Raw genomic sequence first — 15,639 nt, 5'->3', positions numbered from 1 at the left:
CCCAACTCCATGTATACTGGATCGTGAGCCAATGGTGCGATGGAGTCGGAGACAGGTGGAGTGGGTTCAATGTCTTTTCGCGTAGGATTGGTGCAGATGCGCCCGGTGTTAGGCGATGTGGCGGAAAATGCCCGCCGTCATGTGATGTGGGTGGAGAAGGCCAAGGGGGCCGGTTGCGATCTGGTGGTATTTCCGGAGCTTAGTCTCACCGGTTACTTGCTGAAAGACTTGGCGGTGGACTGCGCCCGGATGGTGGAAGACCGGGAGGTGCGGCAGGTCATTCAGGCGAGCCGGCACGCGGATATCGTGTTTGGCATGGTGGAGATGACCAAGAGATACACGTTGTACAACACCGCCCTGTACGTGTCCGGGGGCGAGGTGGTGTATCGCCATCACAAGGTTTACCCGCCCACATATGGGATGTTTGAAGAGAGCCGCTACTTTGGACGGGGGAAGCGGGTGCGCGCCTTCGATGCCCCGGGGGGGCGTTTTGGACTGATGATCTGTGAAGATGCCTGGCACCCCTCGGTCCCTTATATCCTCAATGAGGACGGAGCGATGGTGCTGATTATTCCCTCGGCCAGCCCGGCCAGGCCGGCGGTGGGGGAGCGGGTGGGATCCCAGGAGACGTGGTACCGCACCTTGCGTACCTACGCCCAATTGTTCGGGGTCTACGTCTTGTTTGCTAACCGGGTCGGGATAGAGGACGGCGTGGCATTTTATGGAGGGTCGGCGGTGGTGGATCCCTTCGGGGAGATCATCGCCGCGGCTCCGGAGTTTGAAGAGACCCTGCTGGTGGCGGATGTGCATGAGGAGGTGCTCCAGCGGAGCCGATTGACAACTCCTCTGGGGCGGGATGAACAACTGGATGTCACGGTTCGGGAATTGGGTCGGATCTACGAGGGGTGCTACGGAGGGGGGCGGTCGAGTGAATCGTTTTGAGCGTTCCACCGAAGAGCTGTTGGCGATTTCGGCGCCCCTTGCCGTGGAGATGATGACCCGGTTTTTGCAGGATGAAGTGACCAAGGCGGGCTTCTCCAAAGTGGTATTCGGTCTTTCCGGGGGCATCGATTCGGCTGTGGTCGCGTATCTTGCCGCCCGGGCTTTTGATCGCGGGCAGATCCTCGCCGTGCTGATGCCGTATAAGACCAGTTCTCCGGCCAGCCTGGACGATGCCCGGAGGGTGGTCGAACAACTGGACTTGCCGAGCGAGATCGTGGACATCACCCCGATGGTGGACGCATTTTTCGCCGGGGATCCCGAGGCGTCGGCGTTGCGCCGGGGAAACCGAATGGCCCGGGAGAGAATGTGCGTGCTGTACGATCGATCGGCCCGGGATGGCGCTCTGGTGATCGGCACCAGTAACAAAACGGAACTTCTTCTCGGCTATGGAACCCAGTTCGGGGATTTGGCCTCGGCGATCAATCCCATTGGCGATCTCTACAAAACCCAGATTCGCCAGGTGGCGCGATATCTGGGAGTCCCGAAGGAAATCCAGGAAAAGCCGCCGAGCGCCGACTTGTGGGCGGACCAGACGGACGAGCAGGAACTCGGGTTCACGTATGAGGAGGTGGACCGCCTCCTCTATTGCATGGTCGATCTGCAGTACAGCCGCCGGGATCTGGTGAATTTGGGCTTCACGCCCCGGTTTATCGATGCTGTGGCCAAAAGGGTGCGGATCAACCAGTTTAAACGCCGGTCTCCGGTGATCGCCAAGTTGTCCCGGAGGACCATCGGGGTGGATTTTCGCTATCCCCGGGATTGGGGCTTGTGATGAAAGGAAGGGGACGGTATGTCTGGACATTCCAAATGGCACAATATCCAGCGGCGAAAGGGCAAGCAGGATGCGGTGCGGGGGCAGTTGTTTACCAAAATGTCCCGGGAAATTTATGCGGCGGCCCGGCAAGGCGGTAGTAACCCGGAGACGAATTATCGCCTGAAGACGGCGATCGAGCGGGCCCGGGCGGCCAATATGCCCATGGACAGCATCCAGCGAACCATCGACAAGGCCGCGGGCAATGTGGAAGGTGTCAATTACGAGGAGATGTTTTATGAGGGCTACGGCCCGGGTGGCGCAGCGGTGATGGTGCAGCTTCTCACCGATAACCGCAACCGGACGGCCGCCGAGATCCGGCACATTTTTTCCAAACGGGGCGGAAGTCTCGGCGAGAGTGGGTGTGTGGCTTGGATGTTCGACCGCAAAGGAGTGATCGAAATTTCCCGGGAGGGGTTCCCGGGCTCGGAGGACGACGCCATGATGGCCGCCCTGGAAGCTGGGGCGGAAGATTTTACAGCGGAGGAAGATCGTTACGTGATCACCGTGGCACCCGAGCAACTCCGGGAAGTGCGTGAAAATCTGGAAAAATCCGGAGTGCCCATCGCAGGGGCCGAGGTGACTTTTGTTCCACAAACCACGGTCAACCTTGAAGGGGACGAAGCCCAGCGGATGGTGGATCTCCTCGAAGCCCTCGAAGAACACGACGATGTACAAAACGTGTTTTCCAATGTGGATCTGAGTGACGAGGACTTGATGTGAAAATATGTGTTAGACCTGCGTCCAACGAGGCAGGGATCGGATAAACCGGGGGGGCCGCGGCGATACTGGGAATGAATCGGGTTTGCGGGAGGAATCGCCCATGGTTCATGCGCCAATGTTTCTGATTCGGGTGTTCACCGCGGTCATCCCGGCGCTGGCGGCGCTCGGTTTTGTTGCGGGTTCCGCCCAAGCGGCCTCGCCGCTGTATCTTCCCACTTTCGGCGTATTTGCGCCGGAACAGGAGGCCCTTTTTGTCACGGAGTACACCGGCGGCCTGTTGCGGATTCACCAGGGGGTGGTGGCGGACGTGACAGAGCCGGCTTTTGCCACGCCCGGGGCGCGCTGGGTGCTGGACGGAGGGCTGACGGTGGTGTCCAATCTGCCGGTGTTTCGGCGTTCGGTGTCCGATATCCCCCTTGACGTGAAGGGACACTTGTACTTTGTCCTTCGCCAGGATAACCACTTGGTTCTCTGTGATGGACAGCCAGGGACCGGGAGGGTGGTCAAAGATTTTGGTTTGCTAAACGTGGAAAGGGCGGCTAAAGGGTTGCCTAAAGGGGCCCTGGATAGTTTGCGGCGCGGGGTTCGGGTGGATGGACGAGAGGATTATGCCTCCATTTTGGACACGTATGGAGAATATTTACACTGAAAATGAGGCGAGAGGGCGGAGTGCGGGGTGAGGAGAGAAGCAGGGTTGCGCGTGCTCGGAATCGACCCGGGGATCGGCCGGATGGGGTACGGGTTGGTGCGATCACAGGGGAATCGGCTGCGGACAGAAGATTATGGGTGTGTTGAGACCCGGCCGGGACCCACCGGGGACCGACTGGTCAGAATCTACGAGAAGATGCAGGAACTGCTGCAAAACCTCAACCCTGACGTCGTCGCGGTGGAGCAATTGTTTTTTTATCGGAATGTAACGACAGCCTTTCATGTGGGGCAGGCCCGGGGAGTGGTCTTGCTCGCGGCTCGCCAGGCCGAGGCGGCGGTGGCGGAGTATACGCCGATGCAGGTGAAACAGGCTGTGACGGGGTACGGATCGGCGGAAAAAGGGCAGGTTCAGCGCATGGTGGCCATGCTGCTCGGCCTCCCGGCGCCGCCGCGTCCGGACGATGCGGCCGACGCCCTGGCCGTGGCCATTTGCCACTTGCACACTGCGCCGACCATGGCTCTGGTTCGGGGGAGGAATGGGGATGATCGCTTTCCTGCGGGGGAAAATCGCCGGAGTGAATTCTGATCATGTGGTGATGGATGTCCAGGGCGTCGGGTACAAAGTCTATGTAGCCCCTTCCTTAGCCGCTACCTTCCGCCTTGGCCAAGAGGCGCTTCTGCACACCCAGTTAGTTTGGCGGGAGGATGGTCCGACGCTGTACGGCTTCGCGGATCCCAGGGAGCGGGATTTTTTTGTTCTTGTGCAGACCGTGCCCGGGATAGGGCCCAAGGTGGCTCTCGGCGTGGTGGCTGCGGGAATCGATCGCGTGAGCCGGGCGGTGGTCGAGGAGGATATGGCTTTTTTGCGCGGGCTTTCCGGCGTCGGGCGGAAAACTGCGGACCGCCTTGTGGTCGACCTGCGGGACCGGCTGAGTGGTTTGGTCCCGGATGCCGCCGGTCCCGAACGAGAAGGTTCCGGGGTGCGCCCGATGGAAGATGTCGTTGCGGCTCTGTCGGCGCTTGGCTATAATGAGAGGGAAATCCAGTCTATCATGCCTGTGTTGCGCCGGGAATGGAAAGAGGGCCGCGAACCGGAAGAGATGATCCGCCTGGCGTTGTCTCAGTTGGCGCATCGTTGAGGGGGCGTTGGGAGGCGGAACCGTGCAGGAGCGGATGGTGTCAGCACATTATACCGGGGAGGATGGGCAGCTTGAGTCCCTGCGGCCTCGGAACCTGGACGAGTATATCGGCCAAGATCAGGTGAAAGAGAACCTTCGGGTTTTTATCACCGCGGCCAAGATGCGCCGGGAGGCGCTGGACCATGTGCTGTTGTACGGACCACCGGGATTGGGGAAAACAACTTTGGCCGGGATCATCGCCCATGAACTCGGTGTCCAGATGCACACCACGTCTGGGCCGGCTATTGAAAGGCCGGGGGATCTGGCGGCGATTCTCACCAACCTGGGTGAAGGAGATGTCCTCTTTATTGACGAGATCCATCGCTTGTCCCGGGTGGTGGAAGAGATTCTCTATCCGGCGATGGAAGATTATGCCCTTGATTTTATCATCGGCAAGGGTCCCAGTGCCCGGTCGATTCGTTTAGATCTTCCGCCTTTTACATTGATCGGTGCCACCACCCGGGCAGGGTTGCTGTCTTCCCCCCTCAGGGATCGGTTCGGGGTCGTGGGCCATCTGGAGTATTACAGCCATGAGGATTTGTGCCGCATTGTTCGGCGGGCAGCCCAGATCCTCCAAGTCCCCCTGGAACCGGAGGGAGCCGAGGAGATCGCCCGGCGGTCCCGGGGCACCCCCCGGGTGGCGGGCCGGCTGCTCAAACGGGTGCGAGATTTCGCCCAGGTGGACGGTCACGGCAAGATTGATCGGGAGGTGGCGGCGGCCGCCTTGGAGCGGATTCAGGTCGATTCCGCCGGGCTCGATGCGCTGGATCACCGACTGTTGTTGACGATGATCGATCATTTTGGCGGGGGGCCCGTGGGGCTTGAAACCTTGTCGGCCACGTTGGGCGAGGAACCCGACACCATCGAAGACGTATACGAGCCGTACTTGCTGCAGATTGGTTTCATTCAGCGCACACCGCGGGGCCGGGTGGTGACCGAGCGGGCCTGCGTGCACTTGGGACGGTGCCCGGCAGGTGGACGGGCCGGAGAGGGCTAGAGGGGGTAGAAGCGTGCATCCCGTCGCAAAAACCCTGATCGCGATCGGCGCGGTCCTGGTGGTCGCCGGGCTTTTATGGCAGTTTGTCGGGCGATGGCTGCCCCTGGGGCGACTGCCCGGGGACATCGTCATCCGCAAGGAAGGTTTTTCGTTTTATTTTCCCATCGTAACCAGTTTACTCCTGAGCGTCGTGTTAACGCTTCTCGCCTGGTTATGGAATTGGTTGGGACGGCAATAAGACCCCCAGATACGCGGGAGCGGTAGCGAATTCTTTTCATATAAACGGGGTGAACGGGTGATGGTGTTCCCCTTTCACCGAAGGCGGAATGCTGAAGAGGCCGACCTTGGCGATCTCTTGGCGAGAGCGAAGGCTGGAGACGACGGGGTCCGCGACCAGTTGTTGAGAAAATATATCCCCTTTGTGGCAAAAAGTGCTTCTCGGGCATCCAGCCGGTTTATTTCCCGGGGCGAGGATGATGAGTTCAGTATTGCCTTGGCGGCCTTCAACGAGGCCATCGACCGGTACGATGGAAATCGGGGCGCGAGCTTCCTGGGATTTGCCGATACGGTGATCCGGCGGCGGCTCATCGATTACTTTCGATCCCGAGAGAACCGGGTTCGAGATATTCCGATGGCGGAACTGGAAACCGAGGACGAGGAAGACCACCCGTACAACAAGATAGAGATTCAAAAATCTCTGGAGATTTACGAGACGACGCAGATTGAGGATGCGCGTCGAGAGGAGATCGAGCGGTACAGTGCGTGGCTGGCGGAGTTTGGGATTAGCCTGGAAGAGCTGGTGGAGTTGTCCCCGAAGCATGCGGACGCGCGGTGGAATGCGATGCAGGTGGCGAAAGTCATTGCTTCCCGGCCGAGTTTTTCCGACTACCTCCTCAGGAAAAAATCCCTCCCGCTCAAGGAACTGGTGGATGAGGTGGGGGTGAGTCGGAAAACGTTGGAACGGCAGCGCAAGTATATCATCGCCATCACTTTGGTCTTGATTGGAGATTTTGAATTGCTTCGCGAATATATTGCGTGAGCGGGAGGGCGCGTCCGCGGTGAAAGGGATTGTCGTAAAGACCGATGAGAGCGAGGCCATTGTGCTCACCCGGGATCGCCGCTTTGTTCGGGTGCCATATCGTCCGGGGTTGGCGGTGGGCCAGGAGACCGAAGTCCCGCCGCAACGGTTATGGAACTCGGCTGACAGCGGCCGTTGGAAAGTGCTCCGCACCTGGGGATGGGTGGCGGCTGCCGCAGTGGTGCTTTTGGCGGGGATCGGGTGGCGGTTGTCTCAAGGTGCCCAGATCCCTTCGTCTGCGTATGCCTATGTGACCGTGGACAGTGATCAAGCGGTGGAATTTGCAATAGACCAGTCCAGTCATGTTACGGATCTTCGGGTCATTGGCCATTCTGGTCCGGTGGTAGATCCCGGGGGACTGAAAGGGTTACCCGTCTCTGAGGCGGTCGCCGCCTGGGTGCACCGGGCTGTCGCCCAGCAGCGAATACAAGACGGAGGAGAAGTGTTTATCGCCACCACCCCCGGGGATCGGGTTCCCGCAGTCACCGCCCAGGCGGCTCTGGACCATCTCAATCGGGAGGTCGCCTACGCTGTCGCCAATGCGGTAAAAAACGACCTCGATCTCGTTCATGTGGATGCCCTTCAAGTGCCGGAGGAGATTCGGAAAAAAGCCTTGGCCCAGGGGATGTCGCCGGGGCGGTACTATCTGTATGCGATGGCGAAGGAACGGGGCATGGCCGTCAATCTCGAGGAGTTTCGAAGCCAGTCCCTGACCGCATTATTTAGCAATTATCGAGAGTTAACGGGTTTGTTACAGCATATTCAAGAACAGGGGTCCCATCGGGATCAGCGGTTTTAAGCCAGGGCCGCCGGAGCGAATTCTTCCGGCGGCCCGTCCCTTGCGCAGGGGCCCCGGCCGTGGTATGGTTAGCGCAAATGCCTTGGAGGTGAAAGAAAAGCGTTGCGGGTCGAGGATTTTGATTACGACCTCCCGCCGGACCGAATCGCCCAAGTGCCGTCGGCAGACCGGACGGCGTCCCGGCTGTTGGTGTTGTACAGGGATTCGGGGAGGATGGAACACCGGCACTTTCGGGATCTGGTGGATTACGCGGTGCCCGGAGATGCCCTCATCCTCAACGACACCCGGGTGATCCCCGCTCGTCTTCTCGGTGTGAAAGCAGGCGGTGGCGGTCGGGTGGAGTGTTTGCTGTTGCGCCGGGACGATCCGGAACAGGATCCGGATCTATGGCGGGTGCTGGTCAAACCCGGGCGTCGCGTGCATCCCGGGCATCGGCTTGTATTCGGTGATGGGGCGCTGGAAGCGGAGGTCTTGGATACGACGGAGGAAGGCGGCCGCTTGGTCCGTTTCCTGTATGCCGGGGATTGGGAGGATTTGCTGAAGCGCCTGGGAGAGATGCCTCTACCTCCTTACATCAAAGAGCGGACGGCGGATTCCGGACGGTATCAAACGGTGTACGCCCGGGTTCCGGGGTCGGTGGCGGCGCCCACGGCGGGTCTTCATTTTACCGAGGAGCTGCTGGAACAGTTGAGGGACAGGGGCATGGAGGTCGGCACCATCACCCTCCACGTCGGCCTCGGTACCTTCCGGCCGGTCCAGGTTGCCCGGGTGGAGGAGCACCACATGCATGCGGAATATTTTCGAATCCCTTCTGAGACGGCGGAATTGGTGTCCCGGGTGAGGGAGCGGGGTGGGCGCATCTGGGCCGTTGGGACCACTGTGTGCCGGGCTCTGGAAAGTGCGGCGCTCCAGGGTTGGGGGCCCCGGGAAGGGTGGACGGACCTCTTCATTTACCCCGGATTTTCTTTTCACGTGGTGGACCGCCTGATCACCAATTTTCACCTGCCCAAATCCACGTTGTTGATGCTGGTCAGCGCTTTGGCGGGGCGGGAACAGATCCTGCGCGCATACCAGGAGGCCATCGAAAAAGGGTATCGATTTTTTTCCTTCGGGGACGCCATGTTGATCACAACCGAATCGTAATACGTTTAGCTCCTGTGTATAATGAAAAGGTGGAAAGAGTGGGCCGATGGGTCTCCGAAAGAAAAGGAGTCGATTCATGGCAGTACAATTCCATCTCATCAAAACAGATCCCTCCTCCCGGGCGCGCCGGGGGCGGCTGTACACTCGGCATGGCTCGGTAGAAACCCCCGTTTTTATGCCTGTCGGCACCCAGGCCAGCGTAAAAACCATGAGTCCCCATGAACTTCTGGATATTGGGGTCGAGATGATCCTGAGCAATACGTATCATCTGTTTTTGCGCCCGGGCCACGATCTCATTCGGGAGGCGGGCGGGCTTCACCGCTTCATGGCCTGGTCGAAATCGGTTCTGACAGACAGTGGGGGGTTTCAGGTTTTTAGCTTGTCACCTTTGCGCCGGATCAGCGAAGAGGGCGTGACGTTCCGCTCTCATCTCAGCGGGGAAACCTTTTTCCTTTCACCGGAACGAGCCACCGAAGTACAGAATGCTCTGGGGGCGGATGTCATCATGGCTTTCGATGAGTGCCCGCCCTATCCTGCCGAAAGGTCCTACGTCGAAGAATCCCTGGAGCGGACGTTGCGCTGGGCCAGGCGGTGCCAAGCGGCTCACCGGCGGCCAGAAGACCAGGGGCTGTTTGGGATTGTTCAAGGGGGGATGGAGTTCGATCTCCGCCGTCATGCTGTCGAGTCTTTGGCGGAGATGGACTTTCCCGGCTATGCGGTGGGGGGGCTGAGTGTCGGCGAGCCGAAGGAGAAGATGTACGATGTCCTGGAGTACACGACTGAGCTTCTTCCGGTGGACAAACCTCGCTATTTGATGGGAGTGGGGGCGCCGGAGGACCTCATTGAGGGGGTCTGGCGGGGTGTGGACATGTTCGATTGCGTCCTCCCGACCCGGATTGCCCGGAACGGGACGGTGTGGACCCGGCGGGGAAAACTGGTGGTCCGAAACGGGGCCTACGCCCGGGATTTTCAGCCGCTGGATCCCGAATGTTCCTGTTACACCTGCAGACATTTCACCCGGGCATACATACGGCATTTGTTAAAAGCCGACGAGATTCTCGGTCTGAGGCTGACCACTTATCACAATCTGTATTTTTTGGTGCACCTCATGCAAGATATCCGGCGGGCGATTGAAGAGGATCGCTTCGCCGAGTTCCGAACCGTGTTTTACCGGACATTTGAAATCCGGAAATCGGAAGACGCCGAAGGAGGCCGATAACCTATGCAATGGCAAAATTACTCGGGAATCCTGTCGATCATTGTGATGTTTGCGATTTTCTACTTTCTCCTGATTCGCCCCCAGCAAAAAAGGCAGAAAGAACGCCAGGCCATGTTATCTAAGTTGCAAAAAGGCGATAAAGTGGTCACCATTGGAGGGATTCACGGGACCGTGGTGGATTTAACGGACGATCAAGTGACCCTCCGGGTAGCCGAAACCACGAAGATCGTGTTCGAGCGAAGTGCGATATCCAGTGTCATAAAGGACAGTTGAACCTACAGGAAGGCTTGAGTTCATCGGGCAGGTGGGACCCGACCCGTTCCGCAGACGAAATCCGGCCGGTGGGAAGTCGGCTTGCCCGATGGCCGCCCTTCCGCCGTTATTCCCGTTTCAGATTGACCCCGATGACGCCTCCGAACGTTCCGATGACCACGAGGAGCACGCCCTGAATGAACGCCGCGGGGCTCCACGTGACCTCCGCGGAGGTCAGGGCCAGGATCGTCACCGTCAGGGCGTAGCCGAGGCCGGTGATGGTCCCGTAGTACCACCCCCGCTCCCCGGCCATGCGGGCGGCCCACAGGGCTCCGACCACGACGGCCAGAACGTGAATAGTAAAGGTGAGATAAGGCAGCGAACGTTCTGACAGCGGGGTCCAACTCAGGGCGGACGCCACGATCAGAATGCCCACCAAGGCGGTGCACAGGCTCACGATCAGTCCGTATAAGACAGCGACCGCGGATGGACGGGACGGAGAGGGCGAGGATCCTGAAAAATCGGCCATTTTTCATTCCTCCCGATGGCCCGGTTGGGTACCGAAGGCGCGGATGTCCGAAACCGGTACATGTATATGAGGCGGCAGGTCGGAAATATGTGCCGGGATGAGGGTTCAGGTATGGAAGATGCGGGCCGGGGCAAGGCTGGATAAAGCCGAACCGCGGGACATGAAGCGGTTGAGACAGAATTCGAACATTGGACGCTCCCGGGTATTTCGCAAAGAGGATGGTTCGCCGGTTCGGCTCCCGTTTTTAGGGACCGGCGGGAGGGGGATTCATGGGGTTGTGGATCGGGCGCACAGTCTTTGTTTATCTGTTTGTCCTTATCGTGATGCGGATTATGGGCCGTCGGGAGATTGGCAAGCTGTCCATCTTTGATCTGGTGGTCTCGATTATGATTGCGGAATTGTCGGCCATTGCACTCGAAGACCCCCGCGGGGCGCGGTTGTGGCACGCGGTGGCAACCATCGCTCTTTTGGCTGGTCTGCAGCTGGCCGTTTCCCAACTTTCACTCCGGAGTTCTTGGTTTCGACGGTTGATCGACGGCCGCCCGGTGGCGGTGATTGAAGGCGGCCATTTGCAGGAAAGGGCGATGGGCCGCCTTCGTTATAACCTCGATGATTTGATGATGCAGTTGCGGGAAAAGGGCATTTTCCGGGTGGACGACGTGGAGTTGGCCCTGATGGAGCCGTCGGGGAAGCTGTCTGTGTGGCTGAAGGAGGGGCGGCAACCGGTCAATCGGGAGGATCTTGGGATGGGCGGGCAAACCGGAGCCCTGCCGGTGATCCTTGTGTTGGACGGTGAACCCTACCCTCCGGGTTTGGTCCGGCTGGGCCGAGACTCCGGGTGGCTGAAGCAAGAACTGGCCGCGAGGGGGTACCCGGACATGAGGAGGATCTTTTACGCCCACATCGACAGCCGGGGCAGGTGGTATGTGGATCCCAAGGACAGCGCCGCAGGGGCGGCGGGTGTCCGGGGCGGACCGGGTTTAGGCGGCGGGGCCCCGGGGGATGGCGCGGATCAAGCGAACCAGGCTGTTCGGGTGTACGACGCCAAGCAGCATGAGCAAAGCGGTGTAGACCGCGGCACCCAGGGTGGCTGAGAGCAAGATCTCCGCCCAGGGGGACTGGGTCCACAGCGTCACATAACTCATCCAGGCGTAGGTACCAAAAGTGGCCAGGGCGATTTTGACCAGGTCCATGGCCGGGATGGGAAATCCGATCAGTCTTCCCAAGGAAACACTGTGGAGGAGGGTGGTGAAGCAGATCGATGCCACCACCGCCCACAGCACGCCGAGAATATGGTAGGCGCTTTGGGAAGCGAGCCACCAGATGAGCCCGAGGCGCAGGACGGATCCCGCGATGGAATTGCGCATGGCGAGATCTGCCCGGTCCAGCCCCTGTAAAATGCTGGCGAGGGGGGCCTGGAGGTACAACAGAAATCCCACCGGAGCGAGCTGTTTGACGATGACGGCCACCGAGGCGTTGTGGTACAGTCCTTCGGACAGGGGTTCGGCAAATAAATACAGCCAGGCGGATGTGGGAAAGCCGATGATGGCCGAGATGCGCAACGCCTGAGAAAGGCGGCGCCGGATGAGGCCCGTTCGCTGCTCCGCCGCCGCTTCGGACACGGCGGGGACCAGGGCCGTGGACAGCGAGTAGGTCACCACGGTGGGCAGGAGGATCAGAGGCGCGGCCATGCCCGCATATTGTCCGTAAAAGGCGGTGGCCATCGAAGCAGTCATCCCCGCGATGATCAAAGAGCGGTGTACGAAGACGGGTTCCAGGGCATAGGCGAAAGATCCCAACAGTCGGCTGGCAGTCACCGGGATGGCGATGCTCTGGAGAGCCCGGACAGCGGACCGGGTGGAACTTCGCTGGCCGCTCACGTGGCGCCAAACGGCCCAGGTTCCGGTGGGCGTCAGCGGGCGGGCCCGCCAGAGCAAAAAAAGCAGACCGGCAAGTTCTCCCAGGACCGACCCTACCATCGCCGCGGCCACAGCGTAGGGCAAACCGTAGGGAAGGGCGAAACCGATGAGCCAATAGACGCTGCCGATGCGGATCGTCTGTTCAAGAATGACGGAGACGGCCAAAGGGTTCATGTGTTGCAGTCCCTGAAGGTACCCGCGTACCACCGAGGCGATACTGATGATGGGAATCAGGGGCAACATGGCCACGAGCAAGGGATAGGTGTCAGGATTGTGAAAAATGGTCCGGGCGAGCCAGGGGGCGGCCGCCAGAAGGGCCAGGGTGCCGGCGGCGGACAAGCCGGTCACCACGCCGAAGGAGATGAGCAGCACCCGCTGAATAAACCCGGTATCCTCGGTTGCTGCTGCTTCCGCCACGCACTTGGAGACGGCCGTGGACAAGCTGAGGGTTGTCAAAGTCAGGACAAAGCTCAACAGTGGGGACACGGTCTGAAAAAGGCCCATGCCCTGATCGTGAATGAGGTTGGCGAGAAAGAATCGGTAAACAAACCCCATCACTCGGGTGATCAGAGCGGCCACGGTCAAGATCAAGGCCCCTCGAAAAAATTGCCCAGTTCCCATCCCCATCCTCCCTCCTCAGGCCAGTCCCTTTTTCACCCTATGCGGGTTTGTCCGGGAATAGTCCCGGGCTCCAGTTCGAGGAAAGGGTCCGGTCGGAAGGAATTCAGATCTCGGCCGCGAATTACTGGTGGTGGGGGAGGCGATGCCGATGTTTGCGCCGGAGGAATGGCCGATGATGTCACCCGAGGAGTTGACCCGGAGCATTGAGGAGTTGTGCCACAGCAAGGCACGGGAATTTGCGGTGCTCGGTTACGATAATGTCACGGGCCAGGAAATCTGGCAGTGTGTCTCTTCCCGGTACAAAAACGGTTTTCCGGCTCTTCATCGGATCGTCAACGATATTCTTTCTCTTAAACCCACTCAATATATGGATTGGGCCATGGTGAAGGCGATGAAAGGGGAATAGATAGACCGCCGACTGGGCGCGGCGCGGTGGAACCTGCGGTTTGACAGGGAAAGGAAGTTGTTGCTACTATGAGAATATGGCCGAGCAGTCGAGGAGGAACGTCATGAGCCGTTCATCAAAACCTGTATGGAAACGGATTGCGTTATTTTTTTTGTTCATCATTCTTTTTGGCGCCCTGGCGGGATGGACGACCCCGAAGGTGATTCACCGGATCGTTCTGGGTCTCGACCTGCAGGGCGGTTTTGATGTTTTGTATCAAATTGTCCCACCCCCCGGCCAAAAGGTTGACCAGAATGCCGTCAAGGCGACGGTGGCGGCGTTGGACCGGCGTATCAATGCGCTGGGGGTGGCGGAACCGTCGATCCAGGTGGAAGGGACCGACCGCATTCGGGTACAGCTTGCCGGTGTATCCGACCAGGAAAAGGCCAGGCAAATGCTGGGCAAACCGGCGGTGTTGGAGTTCAAGGCTTCGGACGGCACGGTTCTTTTGACGGGAAAAGATCTTAAAAGCAATGCCAAATACGAAGCCGATCCCCAGACCAACGCGCCGCTGGTGGCGGTGGAATTCCAAGATCCGGCCAAATTCCGGGATATTACGCAAAAATACCTGGGCCAGCCCATCGCCATTGTGCTCGACGGCCAGGTGATCAGCGCTCCCCAAGTAAAAGCGGTCATCCCAGATGGCCATGCGGTGATTGAAGGAGAAAAGACCCCGGATGACGCGATTCGCTTGGCGAATTTGCTGAATGCGGGCGCGCTGCCTTACCCATTGAAGGAGCTCAGCTCCACGGCTGTAGGGGCGACGTTGGGACAGGCCGCCCTTCATCAAACGATGGTCGCAGCGGCGGTCGCGGTGGCGGCGATTTTCCTGTTCATGATCATTTGGTATCGAATCCCTGGCGTGATCGCGGTGATTTCTTTGATCGCTTACATGTACCTGATCATCGTGGTTTTTGCGGGGCTCAAGGTCACATTGACGCTGCCCGGCTTGGCGGCCCTGGTGCTCGGGGTGGGCATGGCGGTGGATGCAAACATCATCACTTATGAGCGGATCCGGGACGAGTTCAATAATGGGAAGTCTCTCATATCGGCTTTTGTTACCGGAACGCGCAAATCCCTGGGGACGATTCTCGACTCCAACATCACCACGGTGGTTGCGGGGGTGGTTCTCTATTTCTTCGGAACGGGGTCGGTTCGCGGCTTCGCCGTTGCCTTAGTGGTGAGTATCATCATCAGCATGCTGACAGCCGTGTTTTTAAGCCGGTGGCTCTTGCATCTGGTGGTTACGGCTAACTGGCTGAATCGGCCGGGATTGTACGGGCTGAAGGAAGGGGGCGAGGCGCGGTGAAGGTTCTGTTTCCCATCACTCGCCACCGAAAATGGTACTTTGCATTTTCGCTTTTAATTACGGTGCTGGGGATCGTGGCGATCCTCCTGTTCGGGCTCAATCTCGGCACAGATTTTCGCGCGGGAAGTCGAGTTCAGATGGATCTGGGCCCGGGTTGGAAAACCCAGGATATCATTCATCTTTTGCAGAGTCAAGGTTTATCCGTTTCTCCGGGTGATGTGACGTCGGCCGGAGCTCGGGGGGAGACGGCTGTGGTGCGGCTCAAGGACCGACTGGACCCGGCCAAAGAGCCTCAACTCACGGCGGCGATTCAAAAGCAGTATCCCCAGGCCAAGATCGGCATCGACAGTGTGGAACCCCTGGTTGCCCGGGAGTTGAGCCGCAATGCGATGTACGGGATCGGGTTGGCATCTCTTGGCATCTTGGTTTATGTGGCGATTCGGTTTGAGTTTCGCTTTGGCGTGGCGGGGGTAGTGGCCCTTCTTCACGACGCTTTTATTGTGATTTCGCTCTTCGCCCTTTTGCGTCGGGAGATCGATTTGCCTTTTATCGCGGCGGTCCTGACCATCGTGGGGTACTCGATCAACGACACCATCGTGATCTTCGACCGAATCCGGGATAACTTGAAAAACGCCAAAATCAAGACCGTCGAAGACCTGGAACACCTGGTGGATCAAAGTTTGTGGCAGACGATGCGCCGGTCGATCTATACCGTGCTCACGGTGGTGATCGCCGCCTTGAGCCTGTTTTTGTTCGGAAGCGCGTCCATTCACAATTTCTCGTTGGCTCTGCTGATCGGTCTCATCAGCGGCGCCTACTCTTCGATTTTTATTGCGAGTCCCCTCTGGGTTGCCTGGCGGGGCCGGGAACTTCGGCGCACGGCGGCTAAATGAACCGACCGGGGAGGTCGGTGCCTCCCCGGGATGACGGGGGACTGACGCTTGCGACGGGGACGACCGCCGTACT

General features: G+C 59.3%; 19 protein-coding genes. 17 read left to right on the top strand and 2 right to left on the bottom strand.

The genetic code is table 11. The annotated features are described in order from the left end of the window. The first annotated feature begins 69 nt into the window (after window positions 1-69). The 13 genes from K6T64_RS04665 to yajC all read left to right on the top strand — a co-directional run bounded on the left by K6T64_RS04665 (window position 70) and on the right by yajC (window position 9,871). A complete protein-coding gene (locus K6T64_RS04665; protein ID WP_170085991.1) occupies window positions 70-942 on the top strand; it encodes a nitrilase-related carbon-nitrogen hydrolase in 873 nt (290 codons plus the stop codon). After that, window positions 929-1,774, top strand: coding sequence for an NAD+ synthase (locus tag K6T64_RS04660; RefSeq protein ID WP_170085990.1), 846 nt, complete (start codon window positions 929-931; stop codon window positions 1,772-1,774). The genes K6T64_RS04665 and K6T64_RS04660 overlap by 14 nt, the downstream gene beginning before the upstream one ends. A gap of 18 nt (window positions 1,775-1,792) precedes the next feature. After that, window positions 1,793-2,536, top strand: a complete 744-nt coding sequence (locus K6T64_RS04655) for a YebC/PmpR family DNA-binding transcriptional regulator (protein ID WP_288008764.1) — start codon at window positions 1,793-1,795, stop codon at window positions 2,534-2,536. A gap of 100 nt (window positions 2,537-2,636) precedes the next feature. Next, entirely contained in the window at window positions 2,637-3,185 is a 549-nt protein-coding gene (locus tag K6T64_RS04650; protein ID WP_288008762.1) for a BofC C-terminal domain-containing protein, read from the top strand. 45 nt (window positions 3,186-3,230) lie between these two features. Next, the gene (ruvC, locus tag K6T64_RS04645) at window positions 3,231-3,770 is read left to right on the top strand and encodes a crossover junction endodeoxyribonuclease RuvC (protein WP_288008807.1); all 540 of its coding nucleotides are present in this window, start codon (window positions 3,231-3,233) and stop codon (window positions 3,768-3,770) included. Further along, window positions 3,727-4,323, top strand: coding sequence for a Holliday junction branch migration protein RuvA (gene ruvA / locus K6T64_RS04640; RefSeq protein WP_288008760.1), 597 nt, complete (start codon window positions 3,727-3,729; stop codon window positions 4,321-4,323). Before ruvC ends, ruvA begins: the two co-directional genes overlap by 44 nt. Before the next feature lie 22 nt (window positions 4,324-4,345). Beyond that, window positions 4,346-5,359, top strand: coding sequence for a Holliday junction branch migration DNA helicase RuvB (gene ruvB / locus K6T64_RS04635; RefSeq protein WP_288008759.1), 1,014 nt, complete (start codon window positions 4,346-4,348; stop codon window positions 5,357-5,359). A gap of 13 nt (window positions 5,360-5,372) precedes the next feature. Continuing rightward, window positions 5,373-5,597 (top strand): DUF2905 domain-containing protein, encoded by a 225-nt coding sequence (locus K6T64_RS04630; protein ID WP_100668204.1) that lies wholly within the window; start codon window positions 5,373-5,375, stop codon window positions 5,595-5,597. Window positions 5,598-5,657: 60 nt separating this feature from the next. After that, window positions 5,658-6,398: an RNA polymerase sigma factor SigI gene (sigI, locus tag K6T64_RS04625; protein WP_288008805.1), complete on the top strand. Its 741-nt coding sequence runs from the start codon at window positions 5,658-5,660 to the stop codon at window positions 6,396-6,398. Window positions 6,399-6,417: 19 nt separating this feature from the next. Further along, window positions 6,418-7,236, top strand: coding sequence for an anti-sigma factor domain-containing protein (locus K6T64_RS04620; protein ID WP_288008757.1), 819 nt, complete (start codon window positions 6,418-6,420; stop codon window positions 7,234-7,236). 102 nt (window positions 7,237-7,338) lie between these two features. Further along, a complete protein-coding gene (queA, locus tag K6T64_RS04615) occupies window positions 7,339-8,379 on the top strand; it encodes a tRNA preQ1(34) S-adenosylmethionine ribosyltransferase-isomerase QueA (protein ID WP_288008755.1) in 1,041 nt (346 codons plus the stop codon). A 76-nt stretch (window positions 8,380-8,455) separates the two neighbouring features. Continuing rightward, window positions 8,456-9,598, top strand: coding sequence for a tRNA guanosine(34) transglycosylase Tgt (gene tgt, locus K6T64_RS04610; RefSeq protein ID WP_100668200.1), 1,143 nt, complete (start codon window positions 8,456-8,458; stop codon window positions 9,596-9,598). Between the two features lie 3 nt (window positions 9,599-9,601). Then, the gene (yajC, locus tag K6T64_RS04605) at window positions 9,602-9,871 is read left to right on the top strand and encodes a preprotein translocase subunit YajC (RefSeq protein WP_013075018.1); all 270 of its coding nucleotides are present in this window, start codon (window positions 9,602-9,604) and stop codon (window positions 9,869-9,871) included. 106 nt (window positions 9,872-9,977) lie between these two features. Here the strand turns inward: yajC and K6T64_RS04600 are convergent, their stop codons facing one another. Further along, entirely contained in the window at window positions 9,978-10,379 is a 402-nt protein-coding gene (locus tag K6T64_RS04600; RefSeq protein WP_288008751.1) for a TIGR04086 family membrane protein, read from the bottom strand. Between the two features lie 269 nt (window positions 10,380-10,648). Here K6T64_RS04600 and K6T64_RS04595 point away from each other — a divergent pair, with 269 nt between their 5' ends. Continuing rightward, on the top strand, window positions 10,649-11,473 hold the full coding sequence (locus K6T64_RS04595) for a DUF421 domain-containing protein (protein WP_288008748.1): 825 nt from the start codon (window positions 10,649-10,651) through the stop codon (window positions 11,471-11,473). On the opposite strand, the gene spoVB is transcribed toward K6T64_RS04595, so the two are convergent. Next, window positions 11,360-12,919, bottom strand: a complete 1,560-nt coding sequence (gene spoVB, locus K6T64_RS04590) for a stage V sporulation protein B (RefSeq protein WP_288008746.1) — start codon at window positions 12,917-12,919, stop codon at window positions 11,360-11,362. The two genes, K6T64_RS04595 and spoVB, sit on opposite strands and share 114 nt — an antisense overlap. Before the next feature lie 148 nt (window positions 12,920-13,067). Between spoVB and K6T64_RS04585 the strand changes: the two genes are divergently transcribed. The 3 genes from K6T64_RS04585 to secF all read left to right on the top strand — a co-directional run bounded on the left by K6T64_RS04585 (window position 13,068) and on the right by secF (window position 15,566). Beyond that, window positions 13,068-13,325 carry a post-transcriptional regulator gene (locus tag K6T64_RS04585; protein ID WP_288008745.1) on the top strand — a complete coding sequence of 86 codons (258 nt, stop codon included), beginning with the start codon at window positions 13,068-13,070 and terminating at the stop codon, window positions 13,323-13,325. 103 nt (window positions 13,326-13,428) lie between these two features. Further along, window positions 13,429-14,673 (top strand): protein translocase subunit SecD, encoded by a 1,245-nt coding sequence (gene secD / locus K6T64_RS04580; RefSeq protein ID WP_288008743.1) that lies wholly within the window; start codon window positions 13,429-13,431, stop codon window positions 14,671-14,673. Further along, window positions 14,670-15,566 carry a protein translocase subunit SecF gene (secF, locus tag K6T64_RS04575; protein WP_100668195.1) on the top strand — a complete coding sequence of 299 codons (897 nt, stop codon included), beginning with the start codon at window positions 14,670-14,672 and terminating at the stop codon, window positions 15,564-15,566. Before secD ends, secF begins: the two co-directional genes overlap by 4 nt. Window positions 15,567-15,639: the final 73 nt, after the last annotated feature.

This window comes from Kyrpidia sp. (genome assembly GCF_023512215.1).
In the GTDB taxonomy this organism is placed as follows: domain Bacteria; phylum Bacillota; class Bacilli; order Kyrpidiales; family Kyrpidiaceae; genus Kyrpidia; species Kyrpidia spormannii.
This window is presented reverse-complemented; position numbering and strand designations above follow the sequence as displayed.

Bases quoted from the DNA above. Each gene is read 5' to 3' on its own strand.
- K6T64_RS04655 (WP_288008764.1), top strand. From the start codon at position 1,793: ATGTCTGGACATTCCAAATGGCACAATATCCAGCGGCGAAAGGGCAAG.
- K6T64_RS04585 (WP_288008745.1), top strand. From the start codon at position 13,068: ATGTTTGCGCCGGAGGAATGGCCGATGATGTCACCCGAGGAGTTGACC.
- sigI (WP_288008805.1), top strand. From the start codon at position 5,658: ATGGTGTTCCCCTTTCACCGAAGGCGGAATGCTGAAGAGGCCGACCTT.
- K6T64_RS04595 (WP_288008748.1), top strand. From the start codon at position 10,649: ATGGGGTTGTGGATCGGGCGCACAGTCTTTGTTTATCTGTTTGTCCTT.
- spoVB (WP_288008746.1), bottom strand. From the start codon at position 12,919: ATGGGAACTGGGCAATTTTTTCGAGGGGCCTTGATCTTGACCGTGGCC.
- K6T64_RS04665 (WP_170085991.1), top strand. From the start codon at position 70: ATGTCTTTTCGCGTAGGATTGGTGCAGATGCGCCCGGTGTTAGGCGAT.
- K6T64_RS04650 (WP_288008762.1), top strand. From the start codon at position 2,637: ATGGTTCATGCGCCAATGTTTCTGATTCGGGTGTTCACCGCGGTCATC.
- tgt (WP_100668200.1), top strand. From the start codon at position 8,456: ATGGCAGTACAATTCCATCTCATCAAAACAGATCCCTCCTCCCGGGCG.
- K6T64_RS04600 (WP_288008751.1), bottom strand. From the start codon at position 10,379: ATGGCCGATTTTTCAGGATCCTCGCCCTCTCCGTCCCGTCCATCCGCG.
- secD (WP_288008743.1), top strand. From the start codon at position 13,429: ATGAGCCGTTCATCAAAACCTGTATGGAAACGGATTGCGTTATTTTTT.
- ruvA (WP_288008760.1), top strand. From the start codon at position 3,727: ATGATCGCTTTCCTGCGGGGGAAAATCGCCGGAGTGAATTCTGATCAT.
- yajC (WP_013075018.1), top strand. From the start codon at position 9,602: ATGCAATGGCAAAATTACTCGGGAATCCTGTCGATCATTGTGATGTTT.